Annotated in this window: 28 protein-coding genes, 1 tRNA gene and 1 pseudogene; 21 read left to right on the top strand and 9 right to left on the bottom strand. The window is 40.9% G+C overall.

Features of this window, described 5'->3' with window-relative positions:
• The first annotated feature begins 15 nt into the window (after nucleotides 1-15).
• Genes dnaJ through V7P40_RS00470 form a run of 4 tightly spaced genes read left to right on the top strand, consistent with a single transcriptional unit; the run spans nucleotide 16 to nucleotide 3,150 of the window.
• Nucleotides 16-1,146, top strand: a complete 1,131-nt coding sequence (gene dnaJ / locus V7P40_RS00485) for a molecular chaperone DnaJ (RefSeq protein WP_333784008.1) — start codon at nucleotides 16-18, stop codon at nucleotides 1,144-1,146.
• On the top strand, nucleotides 1,143-1,544 hold the full coding sequence (locus V7P40_RS00480; protein ID WP_333784007.1) for a helix-turn-helix transcriptional regulator: 402 nt from the start codon (nucleotides 1,143-1,145) through the stop codon (nucleotides 1,542-1,544). The genes dnaJ and V7P40_RS00480 overlap by 4 nt, the downstream gene beginning before the upstream one ends.
• Nucleotides 1,525-2,010, top strand: coding sequence for a cation:proton antiporter regulatory subunit (locus tag V7P40_RS00475; RefSeq protein ID WP_333784006.1), 486 nt, complete (start codon nucleotides 1,525-1,527; stop codon nucleotides 2,008-2,010). Before V7P40_RS00480 ends, V7P40_RS00475 begins: the two co-directional genes overlap by 20 nt.
• Nucleotides 2,011-3,150, top strand: coding sequence for a cation:proton antiporter (locus V7P40_RS00470; RefSeq protein WP_333784005.1), 1,140 nt, complete (start codon nucleotides 2,011-2,013; stop codon nucleotides 3,148-3,150).
• Here the strand turns inward: V7P40_RS00470 and V7P40_RS00465 are convergent.
• On the bottom strand, nucleotides 3,147-4,058 hold the full coding sequence (locus V7P40_RS00465; protein WP_333784004.1) for a Ppx/GppA phosphatase family protein: 912 nt from the start codon (nucleotides 4,056-4,058) through the stop codon (nucleotides 3,147-3,149). The genes V7P40_RS00470 and V7P40_RS00465 overlap by 4 nt on opposite strands.
• A gap of 75 nt (nucleotides 4,059-4,133) precedes the next feature.
• On the opposite strand from V7P40_RS00465, the gene V7P40_RS00460 reads away from it, so the two are divergent.
• Genes V7P40_RS00460 through V7P40_RS00445 form a run of 4 tightly spaced genes read left to right on the top strand, consistent with a single transcriptional unit; the run spans nucleotide 4,134 to nucleotide 6,766 of the window.
• The gene (locus V7P40_RS00460) at nucleotides 4,134-4,436 is read left to right on the top strand and encodes a metalloregulator ArsR/SmtB family transcription factor (RefSeq protein WP_333784003.1); all 303 of its coding nucleotides are present in this window, start codon (nucleotides 4,134-4,136) and stop codon (nucleotides 4,434-4,436) included.
• The gene (trxA, locus tag V7P40_RS00455) at nucleotides 4,421-4,747 is read left to right on the top strand and encodes a thioredoxin (RefSeq protein ID WP_333784002.1); all 327 of its coding nucleotides are present in this window, start codon (nucleotides 4,421-4,423) and stop codon (nucleotides 4,745-4,747) included. Before V7P40_RS00460 ends, trxA begins: the two co-directional genes overlap by 16 nt.
• A complete protein-coding gene (gene trxB / locus V7P40_RS00450) occupies nucleotides 4,744-5,679 on the top strand; it encodes a thioredoxin-disulfide reductase (protein ID WP_333784001.1) in 936 nt (311 codons plus the stop codon). The genes trxA and trxB overlap by 4 nt, the downstream gene beginning before the upstream one ends.
• A 16-nt stretch (nucleotides 5,680-5,695) precedes the next feature.
• Nucleotides 5,696-6,766, top strand: a complete 1,071-nt coding sequence (locus V7P40_RS00445; RefSeq protein WP_333784000.1) for a PilZ domain-containing protein — start codon at nucleotides 5,696-5,698, stop codon at nucleotides 6,764-6,766.
• Nucleotides 6,767-6,773: 7 nt separating this feature from the next.
• On the opposite strand, the gene rpsU is transcribed toward V7P40_RS00445, so the two are convergent.
• The 5 genes from rpsU to V7P40_RS00420 all read right to left on the bottom strand — a co-directional run bounded on the left by rpsU (nucleotide 6,774) and on the right by V7P40_RS00420 (nucleotide 9,395).
• Nucleotides 6,774-6,974: a 30S ribosomal protein S21 gene (gene rpsU / locus V7P40_RS00440; protein WP_333783999.1), complete on the bottom strand. Its 201-nt coding sequence runs from the start codon at nucleotides 6,972-6,974 to the stop codon at nucleotides 6,774-6,776.
• Between the two features lie 22 nt (nucleotides 6,975-6,996).
• Nucleotides 6,997-7,497 (bottom strand): 6-carboxytetrahydropterin synthase, encoded by a 501-nt coding sequence (locus tag V7P40_RS00435; protein ID WP_333783998.1) that lies wholly within the window; start codon nucleotides 7,495-7,497, stop codon nucleotides 6,997-6,999.
• On the bottom strand, nucleotides 7,494-7,874 hold the full coding sequence (gene panD / locus V7P40_RS00430; RefSeq protein ID WP_333783997.1) for an aspartate 1-decarboxylase: 381 nt from the start codon (nucleotides 7,872-7,874) through the stop codon (nucleotides 7,494-7,496). Before panD ends, V7P40_RS00435 begins: the two co-directional genes overlap by 4 nt.
• A gap of 42 nt (nucleotides 7,875-7,916) precedes the next feature.
• The gene (locus V7P40_RS00425; RefSeq protein WP_333783996.1) at nucleotides 7,917-8,945 is read right to left on the bottom strand and encodes a ribonucleotide-diphosphate reductase subunit beta; all 1,029 of its coding nucleotides are present in this window, start codon (nucleotides 8,943-8,945) and stop codon (nucleotides 7,917-7,919) included.
• Between the two features lie 105 nt (nucleotides 8,946-9,050).
• Complete coding sequence (locus tag V7P40_RS00420; protein ID WP_333783995.1) at nucleotides 9,051-9,395, bottom strand: hypothetical protein; 345 nt, start codon at nucleotides 9,393-9,395, stop codon at nucleotides 9,051-9,053.
• A gap of 100 nt (nucleotides 9,396-9,495) precedes the next feature.
• Here V7P40_RS00420 and coaE point away from each other — a divergent pair, with 100 nt between their 5' ends.
• Nucleotides 9,496-10,098 (top strand): dephospho-CoA kinase, encoded by a 603-nt coding sequence (gene coaE, locus V7P40_RS00415; RefSeq protein ID WP_333783994.1) that lies wholly within the window; start codon nucleotides 9,496-9,498, stop codon nucleotides 10,096-10,098.
• Here the strand turns inward: coaE and V7P40_RS00410 are convergent.
• Nucleotides 10,070-10,990, bottom strand: coding sequence for a TIGR00269 family protein (locus V7P40_RS00410; protein WP_333783993.1), 921 nt, complete (start codon nucleotides 10,988-10,990; stop codon nucleotides 10,070-10,072). The two genes, coaE and V7P40_RS00410, sit on opposite strands and share 29 nt — an antisense overlap.
• Before the next feature lie 259 nt (nucleotides 10,991-11,249).
• On the opposite strand from V7P40_RS00410, the gene V7P40_RS00405 reads away from it, so the two are divergent.
• The 12 genes from V7P40_RS00405 to V7P40_RS00350 all read left to right on the top strand — a co-directional run bounded on the left by V7P40_RS00405 (nucleotide 11,250) and on the right by V7P40_RS00350 (nucleotide 19,955).
• Nucleotides 11,250-11,591, top strand: coding sequence for a DUF2173 family protein (locus tag V7P40_RS00405; RefSeq protein ID WP_333783992.1), 342 nt, complete (start codon nucleotides 11,250-11,252; stop codon nucleotides 11,589-11,591).
• 12 nt (nucleotides 11,592-11,603) lie between these two features.
• Nucleotides 11,604-11,939, top strand: coding sequence for a DUF2173 family protein (locus V7P40_RS00400; RefSeq protein ID WP_333783991.1), 336 nt, complete (start codon nucleotides 11,604-11,606; stop codon nucleotides 11,937-11,939).
• Nucleotides 11,940-11,986: 47 nt separating this feature from the next.
• Nucleotides 11,987-12,376 (top strand): SCP2 sterol-binding domain-containing protein, encoded by a 390-nt coding sequence (locus tag V7P40_RS00395; protein ID WP_333783990.1) that lies wholly within the window; start codon nucleotides 11,987-11,989, stop codon nucleotides 12,374-12,376.
• 6 nt (nucleotides 12,377-12,382) lie between these two features.
• Nucleotides 12,383-13,936, top strand: a complete 1,554-nt coding sequence (locus V7P40_RS00390) for a sigma 54-interacting transcriptional regulator (RefSeq protein WP_333783989.1) — start codon at nucleotides 12,383-12,385, stop codon at nucleotides 13,934-13,936.
• A 10-nt stretch (nucleotides 13,937-13,946) separates the two neighbouring features.
• Nucleotides 13,947-14,019 (top strand) — tRNA-Asn (locus V7P40_RS00385).
• Between the two features lie 10 nt (nucleotides 14,020-14,029).
• Nucleotides 14,030-14,590 carry a septum site-determining protein MinC gene (minC, locus tag V7P40_RS00380; protein WP_333783988.1) on the top strand — a complete coding sequence of 187 codons (561 nt, stop codon included), beginning with the start codon at nucleotides 14,030-14,032 and terminating at the stop codon, nucleotides 14,588-14,590.
• A gap of 4 nt (nucleotides 14,591-14,594) precedes the next feature.
• On the top strand, nucleotides 14,595-15,383 hold the full coding sequence (minD, locus tag V7P40_RS00375; RefSeq protein WP_333783987.1) for a septum site-determining protein MinD: 789 nt from the start codon (nucleotides 14,595-14,597) through the stop codon (nucleotides 15,381-15,383).
• A gap of 2 nt (nucleotides 15,384-15,385) precedes the next feature.
• Entirely contained in the window at nucleotides 15,386-15,628 is a 243-nt protein-coding gene (minE, locus tag V7P40_RS00370) for a cell division topological specificity factor MinE (protein WP_333783986.1), read from the top strand.
• Complete coding sequence (locus V7P40_RS00365) at nucleotides 15,625-16,404, top strand: HAD-IIA family hydrolase (RefSeq protein ID WP_333783985.1); 780 nt, start codon at nucleotides 15,625-15,627, stop codon at nucleotides 16,402-16,404. The genes minE and V7P40_RS00365 overlap by 4 nt, the downstream gene beginning before the upstream one ends.
• 14 nt (nucleotides 16,405-16,418) lie before the next feature.
• On the top strand, nucleotides 16,419-18,020 hold the full coding sequence (gene carB / locus V7P40_RS00360; RefSeq protein ID WP_333783984.1) for a carbamoyl-phosphate synthase large subunit: 1,602 nt from the start codon (nucleotides 16,419-16,421) through the stop codon (nucleotides 18,018-18,020).
• On the top strand, nucleotides 18,010-19,329 hold the full coding sequence (locus tag V7P40_RS00355; protein ID WP_333783983.1) for a M23 family metallopeptidase: 1,320 nt from the start codon (nucleotides 18,010-18,012) through the stop codon (nucleotides 19,327-19,329). The genes carB and V7P40_RS00355 overlap by 11 nt, the downstream gene beginning before the upstream one ends.
• On the top strand, nucleotides 19,326-19,955 hold the full coding sequence (locus V7P40_RS00350) for a lysophospholipid acyltransferase family protein (protein ID WP_333783982.1): 630 nt from the start codon (nucleotides 19,326-19,328) through the stop codon (nucleotides 19,953-19,955). Before V7P40_RS00355 ends, V7P40_RS00350 begins: the two co-directional genes overlap by 4 nt.
• A 32-nt stretch (nucleotides 19,956-19,987) precedes the next feature.
• Here V7P40_RS00350 and V7P40_RS00345 read toward each other — a convergent pair.
• A pseudogene (locus tag V7P40_RS00345) lies at nucleotides 19,988-20,371 on the bottom strand (TlpA disulfide reductase family protein); the annotation flags it as partial.
• Nucleotides 20,368-21,597: a threonine synthase gene (thrC, locus tag V7P40_RS00340; RefSeq protein ID WP_333783981.1), complete on the bottom strand. Its 1,230-nt coding sequence runs from the start codon at nucleotides 21,595-21,597 to the stop codon at nucleotides 20,368-20,370. The pseudogene V7P40_RS00345 and the gene thrC, both read right to left, overlap by 4 nt.
• Nucleotides 21,598-21,610 lie beyond the last annotated feature (13 nt).

Below are 21,610 nucleotides of genomic sequence, written 5' to 3'. Positions count from 1 at the left end.
TTATTATAAATATTCATGCAATCTTCAAAAAAAGACTACTATGAAGTGCTTGGGATTTCAAGAAATGCTACCCAGGAGGAGATAAAGAAGGCATACCGAAGGCTTGCCAGAAAGTATCATCCAGATTTTAACAAAGATCCAGAGGCGCAGGAAAAGTTCAAGGAGATCAACGAAGCTTATCAAGTTCTATCGGACCCAGAAAAGAGAAAGCTCTATGACCAGTATGGACACGCTGCCTTTCAGGGGGCCGGTGCTGGAGGATACTCTCAAGAAAGTTGGGGAGATCTGTTTGAAACCATAGAAGACATATTTAAGGGTTTTGGTTTTGAGGATGTTTTTGAAAGGAGAGGAAGAAGGCGCACTCAAAGAAGACCGATTAAAGGTGAGGATATCTATTATACCATAGAGCTAACCCTTGAAGAGGCTTACTCTGGGAAAGTGGTAAGCATACCAGTGGTCAGAGAAGTCCCTTGTCCAGTCTGCGAAGGCTACGGTTATGATAAAAGCAAAGGGGAAAGGACGTGTCCCACGTGCGGTGGAAGGGGTGTAATCTATCAAAGACAGTTTTTTATAAGCATATCTCAAACTTGTCCAACTTGCAATGGAGAGGGTGTGATAAGAGATCCGTGTAGCAGGTGTGCTGGAAAAGGAACCATTCCGCAGAAAGAAGAAATAAAGGTGCGTATTCCACCTGGTGTAGATAATGGAAGTAGGGTTTTTGTGGAAGGTAAAGGTCATGCTGGGCTATACGGAGGACAGGCGGGGGACCTATACCTTCTAATTAAGGTAAAACCCCATCATACGTTTGAAAGGAGGGGGGACAATCTATACTTAGACATCAGTATTAAGCTCACAGAAGCAGTCTTAGGTACAGAGGTTGAGGTGCCCACTCTAACGGGCGAAAGGATCAAGGTAAGGATCCCACCTGGCACAAAGGAAGGGGACACCTTTAAGGTGGAAGGTAAAGGTATGCCAAGGTTGAGAGGTGGCGGTTTTGGAGACCTTATCCTCAGGATACACATAGACGTGCCTAAGCTGGGTCTGGTAGAAAAGCTCTTTGGCGATGGAAGAAGAGTTAAGCAACTTTTGGAAGAGTTAGACAAACTACTGCCAGAACCTCAAAGGATTAAAACGAGACAAGCATGAAGAAGGAAGTTAAGAAAAGATACACCATAAGCGTTGTGGCGGAGATGTATAATATACATCCACAAACTCTCAGGCTCTACGAAAGAGAGGGTTTGATAAAGCCATACAGAAGCAGGGGAAGAACAAGATACTACACGGAGGATGACCTCAAAAGGCTTGAGCTAGTCCTTACTCTTTCCAGAGATCTTGGAGTGAACCTGGCTGGCATTGAGATAATAATCAGGATGAAGGAGCAGATGGAAGAGATGGAAAGGCAAATACAAAAGCTTCTGGAAATCATACAGAGTGGTTTTATTGGAGAGGAAAGAGAAGATGTAAGAGCAATAGTCTTGGCTAGCAAAAACTTAATTGCAAGAGTTAGGGATATAATCTATAGCGATGAAGATAAGAGAGACTGATCTGCCAGGCATAGGCAAAAAATATGGAGTTCTGCTAAAAAGTGGTAAGGAGCTTGTAATAATCATACACAACACTGGACGAAGGGAAATATACCTGATGGAAGATGAGGAGCCAAGTTGTTTTATAGAACTAACGGATGAAGAAGCAAAGGAGCTTGGTTTTCTTGTAGCTGGAGCTACTTACCAACCGGTTTCTGCAGAGAAGATGGAGATGATCCTTCAACAAGTGGTTATGGAGTGGATTAAGGTAGAGGATGGGTCAAACCTTGCTAACAAAACCATTGCCCAGCTTGAAATCAGAAGAAAGACAGGTGTTTCAATAATAGCCATAGAGAGAGGAGGAAAGGTCATACCGAGCCCGGATCCCTATAAGGAGAAGATAGAGGTAGGGGATGTCCTTATAGCGGTAGGAACCAGAGCACAGATAAAGGCATTTTTAGACCTTTGTGGAAGGTGTAGCACTTAAATGCATTCGGAGGAAATCCTAATATGGGTTGGGGTACTATTTAGTCTGCTTTTTTTCTTAGCTCTATCCCTTAAATTCCTGCGCGTTCCGTATATCATCTCCTTTATGTTGGCTGGTTTTTTGGGAAAGGCTATTTTCCCAGAGAAGGTGATTGATTGGGTGGCCATCTTGGAGCACTCCGCCATTGTATTTTTGTTTTTCTTCATAGGGCTTGAATACTCTTTTGAACGCCTGTGGAATATGAAGAATGTGCTAAAGCCAGGTTTGGTTGATTTTGTATTTAACTTCTTCCCGATTTTTTTAGCAGCCTATGCTATTACTAAGGACCTTTCTTTTTCTATCGTAGTTTCAGCCGCCCTTTATCCTTCAAGCACATCCATAGTGGCTAAGCTTCTATCCGACTATAAAAGATTGGTTCTTCCAGAAGCAGACCTTCTTATAGGTATACTCATATTTGAGGATATCCTATCCATAATCCTTCTGTCTCTGATTTCTGGTGTAGGAAAAGTAGATGAGGATCGGACTTTTCTAATACTTAGAAGTGTAATCTTTCTCGTACTTTTGTTCTTTGTATTTTACCTACTTAGAGATTTAGCACACAGAGGAGTTAGCCATGCAGATAAAATCGCTTACGAGCCAATTTTCCCTTTCATGATATTGGGTTTGCTATTACTGTTATGTGGCGTGGGAGAGTGGTTGGGAATATCTTCTGCCATGATTGCCTTTTTACTTGGTGTTATAGTCCCAGAGCAGAGCCTTACCTATAAGGCTGTGGAGGAAAAACTTACAGATCTAAAAGAGCTTTCCTTAGGTGTCTTTTTCTTCAGTTTTACTTACACCTCTGATGTATCCATTGAGCAAAGTCTTTTACTTTTGCTCGTAGCTCTCGTTCTTTCCATAATCACAAAGGCAATTTCCACATACATAGGAGCAAGGCTGTATGGACTTAGCAGAAGAGCAGCCATCAGGGCAAGCCTATCTTTCTTACCAAGGGGTGAGTTTTCCCTGATCTTTGCCAGTCTACTTCCCAGTGCTCAGCCTTTTGTCTTTCTTGTAGTATTTTTGAGCTCAATACTTGGAAGCATAAGCTTTGTCTACTCTCCAAAAATAGCCTCTTTTCTAGGAAAGAAAATTTCTTAGGTAGTTTTTTGTTTTAGATACTCTCTTATTAACACACCCTCCTTAATACCCCAGTCGCTTACGATTATCTCCCTTTTGCCAAACAACATCATAGCTCTGTAGAATATCACAAGCCCCGGGATGATCACCTTAGCCCTCTTTGGTTCTATGTGTGGGAAATGCTTTACTCTATCATCCGCTTTCATACTACTTAGAGTTTCAAGCCAAAACATTATATCGTCCAAGCTAAGCTTAGTTCCATGCACCTTTTCTCCTTCGTATGGAAATACTCCATGCTTTATAGCACTTATGGTAGTTATCGTTCCACCCAAGCCAATCAGCACATCGCAGGGTGTAATTACTTGATAAATAGCATTGTCCAAAAAGTTCTTTAGAGACTCAAGCTCGTAGTTGGTAGGTGGGTCGTTTTTTATAAACTCCTCAGTTAGATTAACTATACCTACTGGTAAAGATCTTAGGTATTCAACTTCAAACCCTCTTCCGCACACAAACTCTGTGGAACCACCCCCCTGGTCTATGATGCAGAATTTACCTTCGGGCTTTAAGGAAAAAGCCACCGCCAGAAAAGCCAAGCTTCCCTCTTCCTCCGGTGTGATGACATTTAAGTCATAACCAGTTTCTTCCTTCACCCTTTTTAAAAAATCGTCAGCATTCTTTGCTCTTCTAAGAGCTTCGGTTCCTACAAGAACTATTCTATCCACTCCTAAATCTTTTGCCTTTGAGATATAGTGCTTTATTACTTTTAGAGTTTCCTCCATCCTTTCTTCCAGAAGGTAATTTCCATCTTTTAGACCAGTTGCCAAGGCTGTGATATTACCCTCTTCATAGATCAGTTGGAAGGAATTGGAAAAATCTGCCACGCTAAACCTACAGGAATAGGAACCCACATCAACAGATGCAAGCCTCATTTGTTCCCCTTCTCAGATTTAGTAAGATTTTCAAATTATATATTAATGTGCTAATATAATTTTTGGAGATGAAAGATGGAGTATCAGGACCAAGAAATACTTGAAGAGTGGGCCGAGTTTCTGAAGGCTTTGGCACATCCTATAAGGTTGAGAATACTGGCAACTTTGATAGAGGGGAAGCAATGCGTTAAAAATCTGAGCGAACTTCTTAAAATCTCTCAACCTAACGTCTCTCAACACCTGGGAATATTAAGAAACAAAGGCATAGTTGGTTGCAAGAGGGACGGTTCCATAGTCTGCTATTATATTAAGGATGATAGAGCGCTTAAAATTTACGAAATCTTAAGCAAGGAGGTGATCAAATGGCAGGAAACGTGATAGTTTTGAGTGAAAGCAATTGGCATGCGGAAGTCCTAAACTCGGACAAGCCGGTTTTGGTGGATTTTTGGGCACCGTGGTGTGGGCCATGTAGGATAATCGCACCTCTGATAGAGGAGCTTGCTATGGAATTTGGAGATAGAGTAAAATTTGGCAAGTTAAACACAGATGAGAACCCTAACATAGCCATGCAGTATGGCATAAGGGCTATACCTACTTTGATGCTTTTCAAAAACGGTGAAGTGGTAGATACAAGGATAGGAGTTCAACCTAAGGAAGCTCTTAGACAGATGATACTAAGCCATATATGATTTCAGAAGACATCCTCTACGACTGCGTGATAGTGGGGGGAGGTCCTGCTGGTCTAACTGCCGGCCTATACTGCGCAAGGGCTAAACTTCATACTTTACTCTTAGAGAAAGGCACCCTTGGAGGACAGATAGCTATAACGGACCTCGTGGAAAACTATCCTGGCTTTCCAGAGGGAATAAGTGGAAAAGAGCTTACCCAGAGGTTCAAACAGCAGGCAGAGCGGTTCGGTTTGGAAATTCACAGAAAGGAAGTAGTGAAGATAGAGAAAATAGAAAAAGAAATCTTTCTCCATCTGAGAACGGGTGAGTTGTTGAGAGCCAAGACAGTTATACTGGCAGTGGGTGCTAATCCAAGAAAGTTGGGAGTCAAGGGTGAAGAGGAATTTCTAAACAGAGGAGTTTCTTATTGTGCTACTTGCGACGGTGCCCTTTTTGACGGTGTGCCCATAGCTGTGGTGGGGGGTGGCGATTCAGCCTGTCAGGAAAGTTTATTCTTGACCCATTTTGCAAGCCTAGTTTATCTGATTCACAGGAGGGACCAGCTTAGAGCTCAAAAACATCTTCAAGAGAGAGTTCTGTCCCATCCAAAGATAAAGTTTATACCTAACAAGGTAGTAGAGGAAATAAGGGGAGGAGAAGCTGTGGAAAGCCTTCTCCTTAAGGATACACAGACGGGAGAATTTTCTACCTTAGCTGTAGAAGGTGTTTTTATATTTATAGGGTTGGAGCCCTCTACTGGTTTCCTTAAAGGGACTGTGGAAATGGACGATAAGGGATACATAATCACCGACAATAGGATGAGGACTAATTTGGAGGGTGTATTTGCATGTGGAGACTGCAGGAGTGGAGCTACTGGCCAGGTGGCAGTGGCAGTGGGGGAAGGGTGTATAGCTGCTATAGAGGCAGAAAGATACATAGAAGAGCATTTTTAAGGAGGACCTCTTCTTTATGAACTATCAGGGAAGATTTGAAACTTTTAAAGAAGCGACAAAATACATGTTTGAGCCCAGCTTGCAGGATATTATAATTTCCCTTTTTGGTCTGTTTGCCTCCATATCAGTTTTGATACTACTTCCCTACTTTATTTCTAAATACATTAAAAGTAACATGTTAAAAAGAGAATTTAAAGTTGTTGGTGAATCTTTTGGACTTGAAGAAGAGGAGATCAATGTGCTATACGAGTGTGCTCGTAATTTAAGTGAGCCTAGTAAACTATTCCATAGCAAGTATGTATTTGAAAAGTGTGCTGGAAAGCTGATTAAAAAGAACTCAGATAATATTCCAATCATAGTAAGTGTTAGGAAAAAACTTAAATTTGAACATCTACCCTGGTTTTTGCCTCTGTCTACCACAAGGGATATAGAGCTCTATCAAACCGGTTTTATTTCTTATAAAGGAAATTCATACAGTGCCGCTGTTTGGGAAAAAACGGAGAAGGAGCTGCACATAGCCATACTGGACAGATTGGAGGATATTCCCGAAGTGGGAGAGAAAATTAGTTTCTCTTTTCTTAGAGAAGACGATGGTAGATACTACTTTCAGGAGGAGGTTTTAAATACTTACCTTGAGGGTAGTAAGATAGTTCTTGTTCTACCGCATACCGAAAAGCTTGGTAAAATACAGTTAAGGGAATCTGTGAGGTGGAAAGTGTCTATTCCTGCCCGCGTTTTTTTCTTTGGAAGGGTTGTAACTCCAGAAGAGCTATCACTTATGGAAAACATACCAAACGAAGCTTTTGTAGAAGGAACTATAGAGGATATAAGTGTTGGAGGTTTAAAAGTGTGCCTCAAGGGCCCTTTCGAACTAAGGGAAGGTGAAAGCCTACTAATAGAATTTGAGTGGAAGAATAATTATTTTGATCGGATACTCTCGGAGATAATAAACATAAGAAGCTTAACAGAAAAAACGTGTATAGGAGTAAAGTTTTTGAACCTAAAAAAATCACAAGAAGAAACCATAAGAAAACTTATCCTTGAAGAACAAAGGGAGGTTCTCAGGAGTTACAAAATGGGAAAGTAAACTGCTTTTAAATAACGTTCCTTTTTTTCATAGCTTTAGCTATTCTCTTTCTTGCCTGGCGTTCTCTTCTTTTCTTCTTTTCGCTTGGTTTTTCATAAAATTGACGCCTTCTTACCTCTGTTAGTATTCCCTCCTTTTCCACTATCCTCTTGAACTTTTTAAAAGCCTTTTCAAAGGATTCATTTTCTCCAACCAATACTAATACCAACCTTTTCCACCTCCTTTTAAGATTATAACATGTTTTCTGAATATTCCGCTTTTGAAGTGGCAGTTTCCCAGAGTATAGTTTTTATCACTCTAACTTCTCCCAACAGTCCCGCCTCTTCCAACCTTCGCTTTACAAAATCATAAAAGAACTTAGCAAGCGCTTCGGCCGTAGGGCAAAAATCTACAGGAAATATCTTTAACGCTCCATACTTTTCTGCCACCTGTTTGAGCTCTGTATACATCGGGTCGTTTATGTCTATTATGAAACTGTGGTCTATGGTATCTATTAACTCTTTTAAAGCATTCTTGACGTGATAAAAATCTATCACCATATCCTGCTCAGAAAGGCTATCTGAACCTAAAACTATTTCCAGAACATAGCTATGTCCGTGTAGGTTTATACATTTGTTTACCGGTATTTCTTTTCCTAAGGTAAAGCTTGCTCCCCTTCCGTGCGTTAAGTTTTGTTTCCAAACCCTGTGCCCCGCCTCGAATCTAAAGGTTTTTGATATCTGCCACTTCAAACAAGCTCCTCCACTATTTCTCTTTTTATCTCTCTTATTCTATTAAATTCATCTACGTAAACAAGAATAGGTTTGAAGTTGTGGAGCTCTTCTTGATTAAATATACTATAGGAAGCTATTATGATTATATCCCCAACTGCTCCAAGCCTTGCTGCAGCTCCGTTCAACCTTACCTCTCCAGAATATTTAGGTGCGGGTATAACGTATGTGGAAAACCTGGCGCCATTATTTACGTTGTATACTTCTATTTTTTCGTAAGGCATCAGATCTGCTGCCTCCATAAGGCTTATATCTATGGATATACTACCCTCGTAATGCAGTTCCGCTCCAGTTATACGTGCCCTGTGTATTTTGGATTTTAACATAAACCTCTTCATGGGAATATAAAAATATAAGGAAATTGTCAAAGCTTTGCAACTTTACCATTTAAGCTCGCTTCTTTTGGCGTAGGTTTGGGGTTTTGCTTGGAAGAAGTCTGTCTTTGTATCGTTTATCGTTCTAAACTGGTCTATCCACTTCATGGGGTTTTCTGTAATTTCTGGATAGAGAGGTTGATACCCAACTTGAGAGAGTCTAAGATTGGATAAATACTTGATGTATCTTTCAATAAGCTTATCGTTTAGTCCAAGTATCTGATTGTTAGTGGTGTATTTACCCCATTCTATCTCTTTTTCTGTCGCAAATTTGAAAAACTCATAAACCCACCTGTTTATCTCGGGAGTGAAAAGATCAGGCAATTCCTCTTTTAAAGTGTTGATTATGTTTCTAAAAAGCGTCACATGGGTTAGCTCATCTCTGTTTATGTACTTTATCTGTTGAACAGTGTTCAACATTTTCCCTTGCCTTCCCAATGTATAGAAAAAGGCAAACCCCGAATAAAAGTAGAGACTTTCAAGCACGTAGTTTCCGAAAACTGCCTTTATGAAATTCTCTTCATTCGGCTTTCTTATAAACTCGTTATACAGCTCAGCTATTAGTTTGTTTCTTTCCATAAGTTTTTGGTCCTCTCTCCAGTAGTTGTATATTTCATCTGCCTTTCTTGGATCTACCACGCTCTCAAGAATAAACTGATAAGAATATGAATGCAGGGCTTCTTGAAATTCCTGAGAAGTTATAGCCATTACAAGTTCAGGTGCGGTCAGGTATCTTGCAAACTCTTTCAGCATGTTTACCTGATAAGAGTCAAGGGCTATCAAAAAGCTAAGCACCATTTCATAAGCTCTTTTCTCGTGCTCAGATAGAAGTTTTTCATACTGTTTTTTGTCTTCCAGCATTGGTATTTCTTCTGGTATCCAGAAGTTGGTAAAGCCCATGGTTTTGTATAGATCAAAAGCCCATTGGTATTTGATGTTGTTTAGTTCCATTATGTTGGTTGGGTTTCCAAAAACAATTTTTCTTTTGCTTGCTTCACGATCCCCTTGTGGGTTAAAAATTAACACTCTGTCCATGGCAGGCTCCTTATTTAATTATCCTTCTTAACTTATATTTTATACGCCGAGTTGGAAATTAGAAAAATATCAAAATTGCCTTTTTAGTGTAAGGCATAGCTCTTTTCAAGAAAAAGTATGTTTTTCGATTAATTCCTCCCTGAGGCTGTTCGAAAAATCCCACATTGGGCCGTCCCCCCAACCTCTAAGGGAACTAACCTTCTCCTCACCTAACACAACTTTTTTGTCTATTGGGTATTGCTTTGCTTTGTATATAGCAGAGTCTATGTATTTGGTAGGCAGGTCAGGAAACAGTTGTCTTAGCTTTTGGTAGATTTGGCTATGGGAGTTTTTGGTTTTTAGCAGTTTATAAGCAGACCTTATGGCAGATGATTGCTTACGCATTAATTCTAAAAGCTTTTTTCTGTCGGAACTGTCCAACTGAAGTTTAAACTGCAAGCTTACATACATCAGGTTTTTATTATAACTACTCAGCATTGCCTAAAGGATTTTTAGAACAACCTTATTCCTCCCTTGACTTATAGAGTTCTTATCCTTATAAAAAAATGCTATGTTAAAAATAGCCCTAACTGGAAACATAGGCTCTGGTAAATCTACGGTGGCTAAGTTGTTTGAAGATTGCGGTTTTTACGTGTACGATGCAGATAAGATAATAAAGGATCTTTATAGAGAGAAGGGGGAAGTGTATGAAAAGGTGATAGAGGTTTTTGGCCGGGAAATCTTATCAGAAGATAACAGCATAGACACAAAAAAGTTAGCGGATATAGTATTTTCGGACAGGGGAAAGTTGAAAATTTTAGAAGATATAACCCACTCAGCTCTTTACAGAAGATTGGATGAGGTCTTTAAAACCTTACCTAAGGACGCTGTAGCAATAGTGGAGGCTTCACTCGTGCTGGAAAAGAAAACTAAAGGGAGATACGATTTTTTAGTTTTGGTCTATGCACCCTATGATGTTTGTAAATTAAGGTCTTTGGCAAAGGGGATAACGCAAGAGGACTTTGAGAGAAGATGGAAAAATCAAATGGATCCGGAGGAAAAGCTCAAGAGAGCGGACTATGTAGTGGATAACAGCGGTGATCTTAAAAAAACAAAGGAGAGAGTAGCTGAACTTTGTAAGCTATTCAAAAATTTTGTTTCATTCCAGCCTTAGATGCTTCTAATCTCATTTTCAGTCTGCATACAGAGCACACGTCACCTGTGGTTGGCTCACCGCATACCTGGCAGGGATTTAACTTTACATTCTGTTTGAGGGCAAACATCGGCCTTACCTTTCTTATAAACTCTAAGTAAAACCTTAACTTTGTCCCTGGGCTTTCCTCTTCTATCTTTGCCATTATAAGTTTGTAGCTTATAGAAGATGCGCCCACTGCGTAGGGACATTCATCTTCCACAAAGTCTATGCCAGATAGGAAGGCATACATAGCGCTTTGCTTTTCTGATACCAGGCACAGAGGTTTTACTTTTCTTACAAAACCGTTGCCTTCTTCCAGCACAGGATACTGCCTTACCAAATAATCTATATTCCAAGAGAGCACATTGCCCATAAGCACCGCGCACTCATCATCCAAATTGTGTCCCGTAGCTATTACAGAATAACCAAGTTTTTTTGCGGTAAGGTTCATGTAGTACCTTTTCAAGGTGCCACATACAGAACAAGCTGGTCTACTCTGAAGCTCTTTTAGAGTAGGTATGTCCATTATGTTCTCTTTGAGATATACAACATGAAGCTTTTTGCCGATCTTGTCCGCAAAGGCTTTAGCTTTTTTCTCCGAAAGCTCAGAGTATTCACCTATACCTAAGTTTATATAAAGGCCATCTGCTTTGTACCCCAACTTCCAAAGGGCATGCCAAAGGCCTAAGCTATCCTTCCCTCCAGAAACCGCAACCAAAATATTATCCTCTTTAGAAAACATCCTAAAGCTCTTTATTGCCTTTTCTACTCTACTTTCAAACCACTCCAAGTAGTGGGTCTTGCAAAGGGATAGTCTGTGCTCTGGCAGGTAGATAGTCCCTTTATCTGAACACTTGGCGCACCTTCTCATATCCGAAAATTTTAAACCCTAGGAAAAGAATATCCATATGAATTAGGAAAGAACGACAAAAGTGTGGTCCTGCAACTTTTCTATAGAGCCTATTTTAATCCCAGTTTAGATGTGTTGCATCATATGTTGCAACATGCAACACTTTTTAAAAAGCGAAGTATTCTAAAAACTTTGAAAATCAAGCTAACAATAAAGGTAATTTTTTGGCATTTTTTTTGCAATAAAAAATAAGTGAAAAAACCTTAAGGAGGTGTAAGCTATGGCTACACTTAGCAAGCTGAAAGAACTTATGTCCATACCTGGAGCCATTGCTGCGGGCGAGTTTTCGGATGATGGTAGGCTTTTGGCTTACTACGGAGATATTGATGAGAAGTCTGCCGAGATTGCCGCTATGATGTGTGCTGCCAACAAGCTTATGGGTAATATGCAGGCAAAGGGATGGAGTGCCTACACTGGACAGGGAGGATTTTATCCTGTTTACGGCTTTGCGGTTGCGGGTGGCAAATACGCTGCGTGCATAATGGGAAACGTGGGAGTCTTTGTGGAGTTAAGCAAGGCAGACTTTGACAAAACCTTTGAAGTTCTATCCAAATACATTTAAGGAGGTAAAGCCATGGCAAACTTGGACAGACTTATGAGCGTAAAGGGTGTTTGGGCTGCTGGGGAGTTTACTCCAGACGGCAAACTTGTTGCTTACAAAGGCAACATATCCGAAGAGCACGCAGCAATGGCTGCGATGATGTGCGCTGCCAACACGATGATGGCTGAAATGCAAACTCAAGGATACACAGCCTTTTCTGGACAAGAATGGACGCCACTTATAGGATGGGCTCTGACTGGGCCAAAGTATTCTGTGTGCGTAGTAGGTAATGTGGGAGTTTTTGTCAACAACGACGAGGTGTCCTTCAACGAAGTGTTCAACGTGCTTAGGGAAGAAGCGGGCAAATAAGAACATCCCTCGGGGGCGCACCTGCCCCTTTTTTACAGGAGGAAAAAATGTATAAGTTTCTTTCGGAGCAGTGGATAAAGGCTTACGCAGAGGATTGGAACAAAAACGAAAAGTTAAAAAATGAGCTAAAGGACTTCTCCGCAAGCATAAAGTATTACATAGAAGGGAGGGATGGAGATGCGGTTCATCTGATAGTGAAAAATGGAGAGGCTATTGAGGCAGAAAAGGCAGACAGCAAAAGTTACGACTTTGAGCTATGGGCTAGTCTGGAAAACTGGAAGAAGTTAGCTACTGGAGACATTGGGCCTAAGGCAGCTATGCTAACAAAAAGGTTAAAGTTCAAGGGTTCTATGATAACCGCCATGAAATACATGTCCGCCTTTGAGGAAAGTTTAAAGATGATGGGAAAAGTTCCCACTGATTGGGATATAAAATGAAAATTGATGGGATTTGAAACCTTTGAAAATCTCTTTGAGGGAGTTTTGGTAATAGACAAAAATCTGAGGATAGTTTATGCCAATCCATCTGCAAAGAGGCTCTTAGGTAGAGATTTAAAAGCGGGGGAGGATTGCAGGGGACTTTTTTCCATATGCGACAGCTGCCCTGCAAGGTTAGTTTTAGAAGAGGGGGAAGGGGTCCAGGTTTACGATGTGGAAATCTGGAATAAAAGGCATGCTTGTTGGAGTATGAGCCTTTTGAATGATGGTTATCTGGTGGAAACCTTCAGGGATGTTACAAACGTGGTCCACTGCATAGTGGAAGCGGAAAGACAAAGATCTTACAAAGAAGCCATACTTAACTCCATAGTGGAAGCTATACTGGTGGTAGATAAAGATGGTTTTGTTTTGGAGCACAACAATATAGCCCATCGTATGCTTTGCAGGGATGAGGAAGAAAATTTAGTAGGAAAGAACTTAAGAGAATTGATAGAACTGTCCGTAGAAGAGCTTCCACCGGAGGGCGAAAGAGCGGACGTTTATATTCAGACTCCCTGCGGAAGGCAAAAGGCCTCTGTGCTTGTCTCTCCCATGAACTCTGGCTTTGGCTATGTGGTATCTTTGTATGCTATTCAGGAAGTTTTAAGTTGTAGCTTTGGGGAAGAAAATACCCTCGTTTTTAAAAGCCCTTCCTTTCAAAAGGTCTTAGAATTAGCCCAAAGCGTGGCCGAATATCCTACAAACGTGCTCATAGAGGGAGAAACAGGAACTGGTAAGTCTTTGCTTGCTAAGTATATTCATTACATATCTCCAAGGAGAGACAAACCTTTTGTGAAGGTGAACTGTGCAGCTATTCCCGAGGGTTTATTGGAGGCTGAACTTTTTGGATACGTGAAAGGTGCTTTTACTGGTGCTTTAAAGGATAAGCCTGGGAAGGTGGAGCTGGCAGACGGTGGAACCTTGTTATTGGACGAGATTGGAGATATGCCTCTGAGCCTTCAGGCAAAGATCCTTCATTTAGCCCAAGAGAAAGAGTTTGAAAGGCTTGGAGATACAAAAACGCGTAAAGTGGATGTAAGAATCATAGCAAGCACCAATAAAAACCTAAGAGAGTTGGTTCAAAGGGGGCTATTTAGAGAAGACCTATACTACAGACTGAGCGTTATAAAAATTCACATTCCACCGCTAAGAGAGAGGGTAGAGGACATTCCCATTTTGGTAAATCACTTTATTCAAAAGTTTTCAAGAGCATACAACAGAAAGATAAAGGGAATATCTTCCGATGCTATGAAAGCTTTACTTTCTTATCCCTTCCATGGAAATATTAGGGAGCTTGAAAATATCATAGAAAGGGCGGTTATAACCGCAAAAGGGACGTTAATAAATTTAGAGGACCTTCAGTTAGATGTTAGAAAGGGTCAAGATTTTGAGGAAGAAATAGAAAGAATAAAAAAGGTGCTTGAACAGGTTGGTGGGAACAAAACGCTTGCGGCGAAAATCTTAGGAATGCACCGGACTACACTCTGGAGAAAGATGAAAGAGTTGGGTTTTAGGTTATAATTTATGTATATCCGGGGTAGCTCAACGGGCAGAGCGGGTGGCTGTTAACCACCAGGTTGGGGGTTCGAGGCCCTCCCCCGGAGCTTAAGAGGGATGATAGAGATAAAAGGAATAACCTTACCTGTAGTGCTCATCAAAGTTGATCAGGCGGATGAGGAATCGGATGTATTTGAACAATTAGACAGGTTTTTAAACTCCAAACTTTCTGAAGGTGCCTATTTTTTGGTAGAAGGGGATAAAAGTCTAACAAAAAAGATTGAGCATTTTCTAACCACAAAAAACCTGAAAAACATAAAGAAGATAGAAAAAGCTCTTGAAGAAAAAAGCACGAAGAGGCTTCTTGTGGTAGAAAAGCATTTAAGGTCTGGGCAGAAAATAGAACACAATGGGGATGTGCTTGTGCTTGGAAACGTCAATAAGGACGCACAAATCGTGGCAACAGGGAACATTGTAGTCATAGGTACTCTAAGAGGTGTAGCAGTGGCGGGAGCCCTCGGTGACGAGAGTGCGGTTGTGGTTGCTCTGCGAATGGAACCTCAACAAATAAGAATAGGGAGAAAGATAGCCATATCACACGAAGAGGAGAGAGTGTCACCCGGCTATCCTGAGATTGCAAAAGTGGAAGATGGTGCTATAATTCTTGAAAGGGTGTAAAAGTATGACCGAGGTATTCGTCGTCACCTCTGGTAAAGGTGGTGTTGGAAAGACAACCATAACTGCCAATCTATCTATAGCACTTGCAAAAATGGGGAAAAGGGTGCTTTGTATAGATGCAGATATAGGCCTTAGAAACCTGGACATGATTTTAGGCTTAGAAAATAGAATAGTTTACGATGTGCTTGATGTTTTGGAAGGAAGGGTGGACTTTCAGAAGGCTTTGGTAAAAGACAAAAGGGGTTTTAGTGTTTGGCTTTTGCCAGCCAATCAAACAAAGAATAAAGATGCGGTTGATCCAGAAAAATGGCTAAGGCTTGTGGATCATATAAAAGAATCAAACCAATATGACTATATATTTATAGATTCCCCAGCTGGTATAGAAAAGGGTTTTCAAATAGCAGCCTCCCCGGCCGATGTTGCTCTGGTGGTGGTAAATCCTGAGGTTTCCTCAGTAAGAGATGCGGATAGAATAATAGGTATGCTAGAGAATATGGGCAAAAGCGAATACAAACTGATTATAAACAGAATAAGATGGGATGCGGTAGATAAAGGTCAGATGCTCTCGGTGGATGATGTGGTGGAAATACTAAGAGCCCCATTGATAGGGGTAATTCCAGAGGAGCCAGAATTGGTGGATTATACAAACAGAGGAGAACCTATTGTGCTTGAGGATGATTATCCAGCCTCAAGAGCCCTTATAGATATAGCTAAGAGAATATTAGGGGAAGATGTGCCCATGATTTTCCATGGACATAAAAAGAGCCTCTTTGAAAAGCTGTTTGGGAAATAGACATGATATCGAATCTTCTTTCTGCACGTAGTAAGAGCAAGGACGAAGCAAAGAAGAGGCTTACTTTAGTCCTTTCCTACGAAAGAAGGGGACTTCCTCCAAATTTTTTAGAGAAATTGATAGATGACTTGGTGCATGTTTTTTCCAAATATTCTCAGTTTGATATAGACAAAATCGAAGTTGATATAAAGAGGAAAAGAGAAAACTTTGATGAGCTTTGGATTAGCATACCCTTCAAGCAATGAAGGTTTTCCTTATCGACCTTGATGGGGTTTTGGTAGGAGACAAAAAATTGAACCCTTTAGATGGATCTAAGGAGTTTTTAAAAAAGCTTGAATCTGAACAAATCCCATTCAGGGTAGTTTCCAACAACTCTACAAGGCCACCGTCAGAATTGGTAAGGCTTTTAAATGAAAAAGGTTTGAGGATCAAAGAAGAAAACCTTTTAACACCGTTGAAAATACTACCTATGTATTTAAAGTCTGTTGGCGTTCAAAGTTTGCTTTTGATAGGTATGGAGTCGGTAGAGAGGTATCTTAAGGAAGAAGGCTTTGAAGTGGTAAAAGATCACAGAGTTCAGGCGGTGGTTGTTGCTCAAGACAGAAATTTAGATTTTCAAAAATTAAAACTGGCAGTATCTGCAGTTTTTCTGGAAGGTGCAAAGATTATCCCGGTAAACCTAAGCAGGATAGTAAAGGATGATGATGGGCTTTACTTTCCAGGGGCAGGGTCTATAGCACAGATGCTAAAACACGCTACAAACTATCAGGAAGATATACCTAACTTGGGCAAACCCTCAGAAGAATTCCTAAGCTATGCTCTGCAAGGGTTAGAAAGAGGCGAAGTGTATCTTATAAGCGACGATATATACACAGATCTGATAGGTGCAAAGGCTATGGGTATAAAAACTGTGTTTATGACCACTGGCAAATACAAAAGGGAAGAGCTCAAAAGGGCTAACTTTGAACCAGAATATAGCTTTGATTCACTCAAGGAGCTAATCTCCGTTCTATTAGGTTAAAATCATCCTTTTAAATGAAGGTTTTAATCCTTGGAAGCGGTCCAAACAGAATAGGTCAGGGCATAGAGTTTGATTACGCGTGCGTGCAAGCCATTTTTGCGCTAAAGGAAGAAGGTATTCAAACCATAATGATAAACTGCAATCCAGAAACTGTTTCCACAGATTACGATACTGCGGACAAACTCTACTTTGAGCCTGTGGTTTTGGAAAATGTGTTGGAAGTCATAAGAAAGGAAAATCCTGACGGTGTTCTAATACAGTTTGGAGGGCAAACTCCACTTAAGCTTTCTATACCACTAAGAAATCTAAATATTCCCATCTTCGGCACAGACCCAGAAAGCGTAGATATAGCGGAAGATAGGGAAAGATTCAGGGACTTGATGAATAGGCTCAATATCAGACAGACGGAGAGCAAAACAGCAAGAACAAAAGAAGAAGCCGTAAAATCTGCAAGGGAAATAGGCTATCCCCTTCTTGTAAGACCTTCCTACGTGCTTGGTGGTAGAGCTATGAGGATAGTTTATGAAGAAGAGGAGCTACTGGATTACCTGGAGGAAGCGGTGGAGGTAAGCTACGAGAAACCCATACTCTTGGACAAATATCTATCTGACAGCGTGGAAGTGGATGTGGATGCTATAGGAGACGGCGAGGAATTTTTAATAGGTGCGGTTATGGAACATATAGAGGAGACTGGCATTCACTCAGGTGATAGCGCCGCATCCATTCCGCCTTACACGCTTAAAGAAGAAGTTGTTGAAGAAATAAAACAAAAGACCAGGCTAATAGCTAAGGCTCTTAAGGTAAGAGGGCTTATCAACCTTCAGTTTGCGGTGAAGGACGGAGAGGTCTACATACTGGAGGTTAATCCGAGAGCGTCCAGAACTGTACCCTTTGTTAGCAAAAGCATAGGTTATCCTCTGGCAAAATTAGCTGCTAAGGTATGCGTGGGTAAAAAGCTAAGGGATCTAGTACCGGAGGTTTTTGAAAGACTTGAGAAAGGTCAAACCCATTACTGTAGCGACTTTTTACCAAAGGACTGGGAATACTATACTGTTAAAGAGGTTGTTTTTCCTTGGAACAGGTTCCCCGAGGTGGACCCAGTTTTAGGACCAGAGATGAAAAGCACGGGCGAGGTGATGGGTATAGACAAAAAGTTTGGACTGGCTTACTACAAAAGCCAGCTTGGAGCTGGCAGTAGGTTGCCAACGGAGGGAAAAATTTTTATAAGCGTAGCTGATAGAGACAAGCCTAAAGTGGTTGATTTAGCAAAGGGTTTTATAGACCTTTGCTTTGAGGTGCTGGCAACCTCTGGAACATATAAGTTTTTGAAAGAGCACGGAGTTAGCGTAAAGCATGTGCTGAAGGTATCCGAAGGAAGACCAAACATAGTGGATATGATAAAGAACGGGGAGGTTCAGGCGGTGATAAACACACCCACGGGCAGAAGGGCAAGAACGGATGCATACCATATCAGAAGGGCCACAGTCCAGCAGGGAATTCCATACACAACTACACTAAGAGGAGGGTATGCCATGCTTGAGGCCATAAGGTGCTATTTGGAAAGTGGAAAAAAGCTAAAAGTATACTCTCTTCAGGAGGTCTTTGATGAGGTATAGATACAGACCATACACTTACAAAGACCCAAAAAGTAAAAGCACGTCTTTTATAAAACTCATAAGAAGGCTAGCCATCCTTTCTTTGGTTTTTATCAGTTTTTACACACTATTTTTGTTAGTTGGCACAAGGCCTGAAGTTGAAAATGTGGATGTCTTGAAGTTAATACCTGCGGAAGGTAACTATGTTTTAAATACGAGTAGTGCCAAAATAAAGAAGGCAGAGCTTGTTATAGAACAAGAGGGAAAATCTCACTTGGTGTTAAAAGAAGAATTTCCCCAAGGTACGGATAGGATAGAGATAAAGATAAACAGTAAGTCCATAGGGCTTAAAGAAGGAAAAGCCACCGTAAGGTTAAAGCTAAACTCTGGCTTTTTAAGGACAAAGCAGTATGTTTTAGATGCGAACGTAGACTTAACTCCACCATCCTTGGAGGTTATATCTCACTCCCGGGATATCAGGCAGGGTTCCACGTTTGCCATAAAAGTAAAAAGCGATGGATCTAAAGCAGACCTTGATGTAAATGGGCTTAAAATTGATATGATAAAAATAAAGGAAAATCAGTATTTTGCTTTAGTTCCCATTCCTTTAGATGGAGAAAGGCTGGAGATAAATCTGACGGCACAGGACTTGGCTGGAAATAAAACCAGCAAAAGCTTAAATCTTGCTGTAAGGAAAGCATACTTCAAAAAAGAGCACATTAGACTGACTGATGACTTTATAAACTCGGTTATATATCCCCTCTTGGGAGAAGAGGCCAGAGGTTTAAGCCCTGAAGAAGCTTTCAGAAAAATCAACGAAGATTGGAGACACAAAGACATACAGAAAATATCCCAAATATGTAAAGAAAGTGAGCCATCAAAACTCTGGAATGGTGAATTTATACGACTTCCCAAAAGTAAAGTAGTATCAGATTATGGAATTGAGAGGTTTTACTACTATGGGGACAAGCAGATAAGCTACAGCAGACACATGGGTTATGACTTTGCTTCTGTGGAGCAGGCTTCGGTTTTGGCGTCAAACGATGGAGTGGTAGTCTTTGTAGGAGACCTTGGAATATACGGCACTACGATCATAATAGACCACGGCCTTGGTCTTTTCAGTCTTTATGGACACCTTTCAAACACTTTAGTAAAAGAAGGTCAGTTTGTAAAAAAGGGAGAAATTATTGGAAACACGGGTAAAACAGGTCTTGCTCTCGGAGATCACCTGCACTTTGGCATTCTTATCCATGGTTATGAGGTAAATCCTATCTATTGGTTGGATGCAAAGTGGATAAAGAATAACATAGAGAGTGTATTAGAACAATGATAAAAAAGCTCAGAAGAGAGCTAACATTAATTTTACTACCTTTTATATCTATCGTCCTTAGAACCTTAGGCAGGACTATAAGATGGCAGAACCGCTATGACTTTGAAAGGGATAGAGGAAAGATATATGCCCTTTGGCACGGAAACGCTTTGGGTTTAGCTTTGTTTGGTATGGATAGGGGTATTGTGGTGTTGGTAAGCAGGTTTAGGGACGGAGATATAGCGGACGGTATTCTAAAAAGACTTGGTTTTGAGACTGTTAGAGGTTCAACGGAAAACGGTAAAGAAGAAAAGGGAGGCAGAACTGCAATTTTGAAGCTTATGGAGCTTTTAAAAAGTGGTAAAAACGTAGCTATCACTGTAGATGGTCCAAAGGGACCAGCCTACAAAGTTAAGGAAGGTGTTGTATTTTTAGCTATGAAAACCAAAGCAAAAATTATTCCTGCCTGTGTAAAGTTTGAAAAGTTCGTAAGATTAAACACCTGGGACAATCTGATAATACCCTATCCCTTCACGAAGGGTTGGCTTTTGGTAGGAAAGGAAATAGAGGTCAAAGAATCTAATGAGCTAAAAGAGAAGCTAAAGGAGCTGGAAGGGGAACTTCTCAGACTTGAAAGTTTATCCTGAGGCAGCCCAGGATAAGATCCTATAAAAACTCCTTTTTTGTCAAAAATGAAAGTTGAGGGGAGAAAAACTATTCTGTAGTAGTCGTTAAATTTAACTTCTGGATCTAAAACTGTGATAAACTCAGGCTTTATTCCTATCTCTTTGTATGCCTTTATTACATCCTCTTTAACCATAGCGACCGCATAGGACAAAACGTAAAGGTCCTTTCTATTTTTGGAGATCTCGTTGAGTAGTTTTAAATCTCCTGCATGTCCTACACACGTCCTACTCCATACGTAAATGACTACCTTTTTCCCTTTTAACTCCTTCAAAGACAACTGCTTGCCTTCTAATGTCTGAAGTTTTACGGGCGGAATGGTCTGCTTTTGACTACAAGAAAGGGCAAAGAAAAAAGCAAAGGCTATTATAAACTTCACACTCTTGCGAGTATCTTTTCCTTGAAGTCTGCCAGGGTAGGCTTTATCCTTACGGTTTCTTTTAGATGACCTTCAAGCACCTCCAAAGTTTTATAGCCGTTGCCTGTGATATAGACTACCACCGTTTCGTCTGGTTTTAAGGCTCCCCTTTGAGCTAACTTCTTTAGAACCGCTATGGTAGTTCCGCCCGCAGTTTCGGTAAAGATTCCCTCCGTTTCTGCCAAGAGCTTGATACCTTCTATAATCTCTTGGTCCGTTGCTATTTCCCAATCTCCTAAGCTTTCTCTGGTAACCTGCAGAGCGTATATGCCGTCCGCTGGATTGCCTATTGCGATAGACTTTGCTATGGTGTTTGGCTTAACTGGTTTTATATAATCCCTTCCTTCCTTCCAAGCTTGGGCTATGGGACTGCAACCCTCCGCTTGAGCCCCATAAACTCTTGTTTTTACCTCATCTATCAGACCTACAAGTTTCATCTCCTTTAGACCTTTCCATATTTTTGTGATAAGAGAGCCAGAAGCAGCTGGAGCTACCACCGCATCCGGAGCTCTCCATCCAAGCTGCTCCACTACCTCAAAGGCAAGAGTTTTGGAGCCTTCCGCATAATAAGGTCTTATGTTTATGTTTACAAAAGCCCAGTAGAGTTCGTTAGCTATTTCAGAACACAGCCTGTTTACGTCGTCATAGTTTCCCTCCACAGCCACAACTGTGGGAGAAAAGACAAGGCTTCCGTATATTTTCTGAGATTCTAAGTTTGCTGGTATAAAAACAAAGCAGTTTAGTCCGGCCTGCGCGCTGTGAGCCGCCACGGAGTTTGCCAAATTACCCGTGGATGCACATGCGGCGGTATCAAAACCAAACTCCACAGCCTTTGAAAGAGCCACAGAAACAACCCTGTCTTTGAATGAGAGGGTAGGATGATTTACCGAATCGTCCTTTATGTATAGCTCTTTTAGACCAAGGACCCTTCCGAGGTTTTCCGCCTTTCTAAGAGGAGTAAATCCCGCCGTAAGCCCAACCTTAGGTTCTTCTACTGGCAAAAGGTCTATGTATCTCCAAAGACTTTTTGGTCCCTTTTCTATTTTATCCCTGGATAGGTTTTTCCTTATCTCTTCGTAGTCATAAACTACCTCCAGGGGCCCAAAGCAAAACTCGCAAACGTGTATTGGCTCTACAGGATACTCTTTTCCACACTCTCTACACTTTAGACCTTTTACCTTAGCCATAGCATTAACATTA

Origin of the sequence: Thermocrinis sp. (genome assembly GCF_036781485.1) — a bacterium.
Taxonomy (GTDB): Bacteria; Aquificota; Aquificia; order Aquificales; family Aquificaceae; genus Thermocrinis.
This window is presented reverse-complemented; position numbering and strand designations above follow the sequence as displayed.

Excerpts from the sequence above, each read along its gene's own strand:
- dnaJ (WP_333784008.1), top strand. The coding sequence starts at position 16 with ATGCAATCTTCAAAAAAAGACTACTATGAAGTGCTTGGGATTTCAAGA.
- V7P40_RS00480 (WP_333784007.1), top strand. The coding sequence starts at position 1,143 with ATGAAGAAGGAAGTTAAGAAAAGATACACCATAAGCGTTGTGGCGGAG.
- V7P40_RS00475 (WP_333784006.1), top strand. The coding sequence starts at position 1,525 with ATGAAGATAAGAGAGACTGATCTGCCAGGCATAGGCAAAAAATATGGA.
- V7P40_RS00470 (WP_333784005.1), top strand. The coding sequence starts at position 2,011 with ATGCATTCGGAGGAAATCCTAATATGGGTTGGGGTACTATTTAGTCTG.
- V7P40_RS00465 (WP_333784004.1), bottom strand. The coding sequence starts at position 4,058 with ATGAGGCTTGCATCTGTTGATGTGGGTTCCTATTCCTGTAGGTTTAGC.
- V7P40_RS00460 (WP_333784003.1), top strand. The coding sequence starts at position 4,134 with ATGGAGTATCAGGACCAAGAAATACTTGAAGAGTGGGCCGAGTTTCTG.
- trxA (WP_333784002.1), top strand. The coding sequence starts at position 4,421 with ATGGCAGGAAACGTGATAGTTTTGAGTGAAAGCAATTGGCATGCGGAA.
- trxB (WP_333784001.1), top strand. The coding sequence starts at position 4,744 with ATGATTTCAGAAGACATCCTCTACGACTGCGTGATAGTGGGGGGAGGT.
- V7P40_RS00445 (WP_333784000.1), top strand. The coding sequence starts at position 5,696 with ATGAACTATCAGGGAAGATTTGAAACTTTTAAAGAAGCGACAAAATAC.
- panD (WP_333783997.1), bottom strand. The coding sequence starts at position 7,874 with ATGAAGAGGTTTATGTTAAAATCCAAAATACACAGGGCACGTATAACT.
- V7P40_RS00425 (WP_333783996.1), bottom strand. The coding sequence starts at position 8,945 with ATGGACAGAGTGTTAATTTTTAACCCACAAGGGGATCGTGAAGCAAGC.
- V7P40_RS00420 (WP_333783995.1), bottom strand. The coding sequence starts at position 9,395 with ATGTATGTAAGCTTGCAGTTTAAACTTCAGTTGGACAGTTCCGACAGA.
- coaE (WP_333783994.1), top strand. The coding sequence starts at position 9,496 with ATGTTAAAAATAGCCCTAACTGGAAACATAGGCTCTGGTAAATCTACG.
- V7P40_RS00410 (WP_333783993.1), bottom strand. The coding sequence starts at position 10,990 with ATGAGAAGGTGCGCCAAGTGTTCAGATAAAGGGACTATCTACCTGCCA.
- V7P40_RS00405 (WP_333783992.1), top strand. The coding sequence starts at position 11,250 with ATGGCTACACTTAGCAAGCTGAAAGAACTTATGTCCATACCTGGAGCC.
- V7P40_RS00400 (WP_333783991.1), top strand. The coding sequence starts at position 11,604 with ATGGCAAACTTGGACAGACTTATGAGCGTAAAGGGTGTTTGGGCTGCT.
- V7P40_RS00395 (WP_333783990.1), top strand. The coding sequence starts at position 11,987 with ATGTATAAGTTTCTTTCGGAGCAGTGGATAAAGGCTTACGCAGAGGAT.
- V7P40_RS00390 (WP_333783989.1), top strand. The coding sequence starts at position 12,383 with ATGGGATTTGAAACCTTTGAAAATCTCTTTGAGGGAGTTTTGGTAATA.
- minC (WP_333783988.1), top strand. The coding sequence starts at position 14,030 with ATGATAGAGATAAAAGGAATAACCTTACCTGTAGTGCTCATCAAAGTT.
- minD (WP_333783987.1), top strand. The coding sequence starts at position 14,595 with ATGACCGAGGTATTCGTCGTCACCTCTGGTAAAGGTGGTGTTGGAAAG.
- minE (WP_333783986.1), top strand. The coding sequence starts at position 15,386 with ATGATATCGAATCTTCTTTCTGCACGTAGTAAGAGCAAGGACGAAGCA.
- V7P40_RS00365 (WP_333783985.1), top strand. The coding sequence starts at position 15,625 with ATGAAGGTTTTCCTTATCGACCTTGATGGGGTTTTGGTAGGAGACAAA.
- carB (WP_333783984.1), top strand. The coding sequence starts at position 16,419 with ATGAAGGTTTTAATCCTTGGAAGCGGTCCAAACAGAATAGGTCAGGGC.
- V7P40_RS00355 (WP_333783983.1), top strand. The coding sequence starts at position 18,010 with ATGAGGTATAGATACAGACCATACACTTACAAAGACCCAAAAAGTAAA.
- V7P40_RS00350 (WP_333783982.1), top strand. The coding sequence starts at position 19,326 with ATGATAAAAAAGCTCAGAAGAGAGCTAACATTAATTTTACTACCTTTT.
- thrC (WP_333783981.1), bottom strand. The coding sequence starts at position 21,597 with ATGGCTAAGGTAAAAGGTCTAAAGTGTAGAGAGTGTGGAAAAGAGTAT.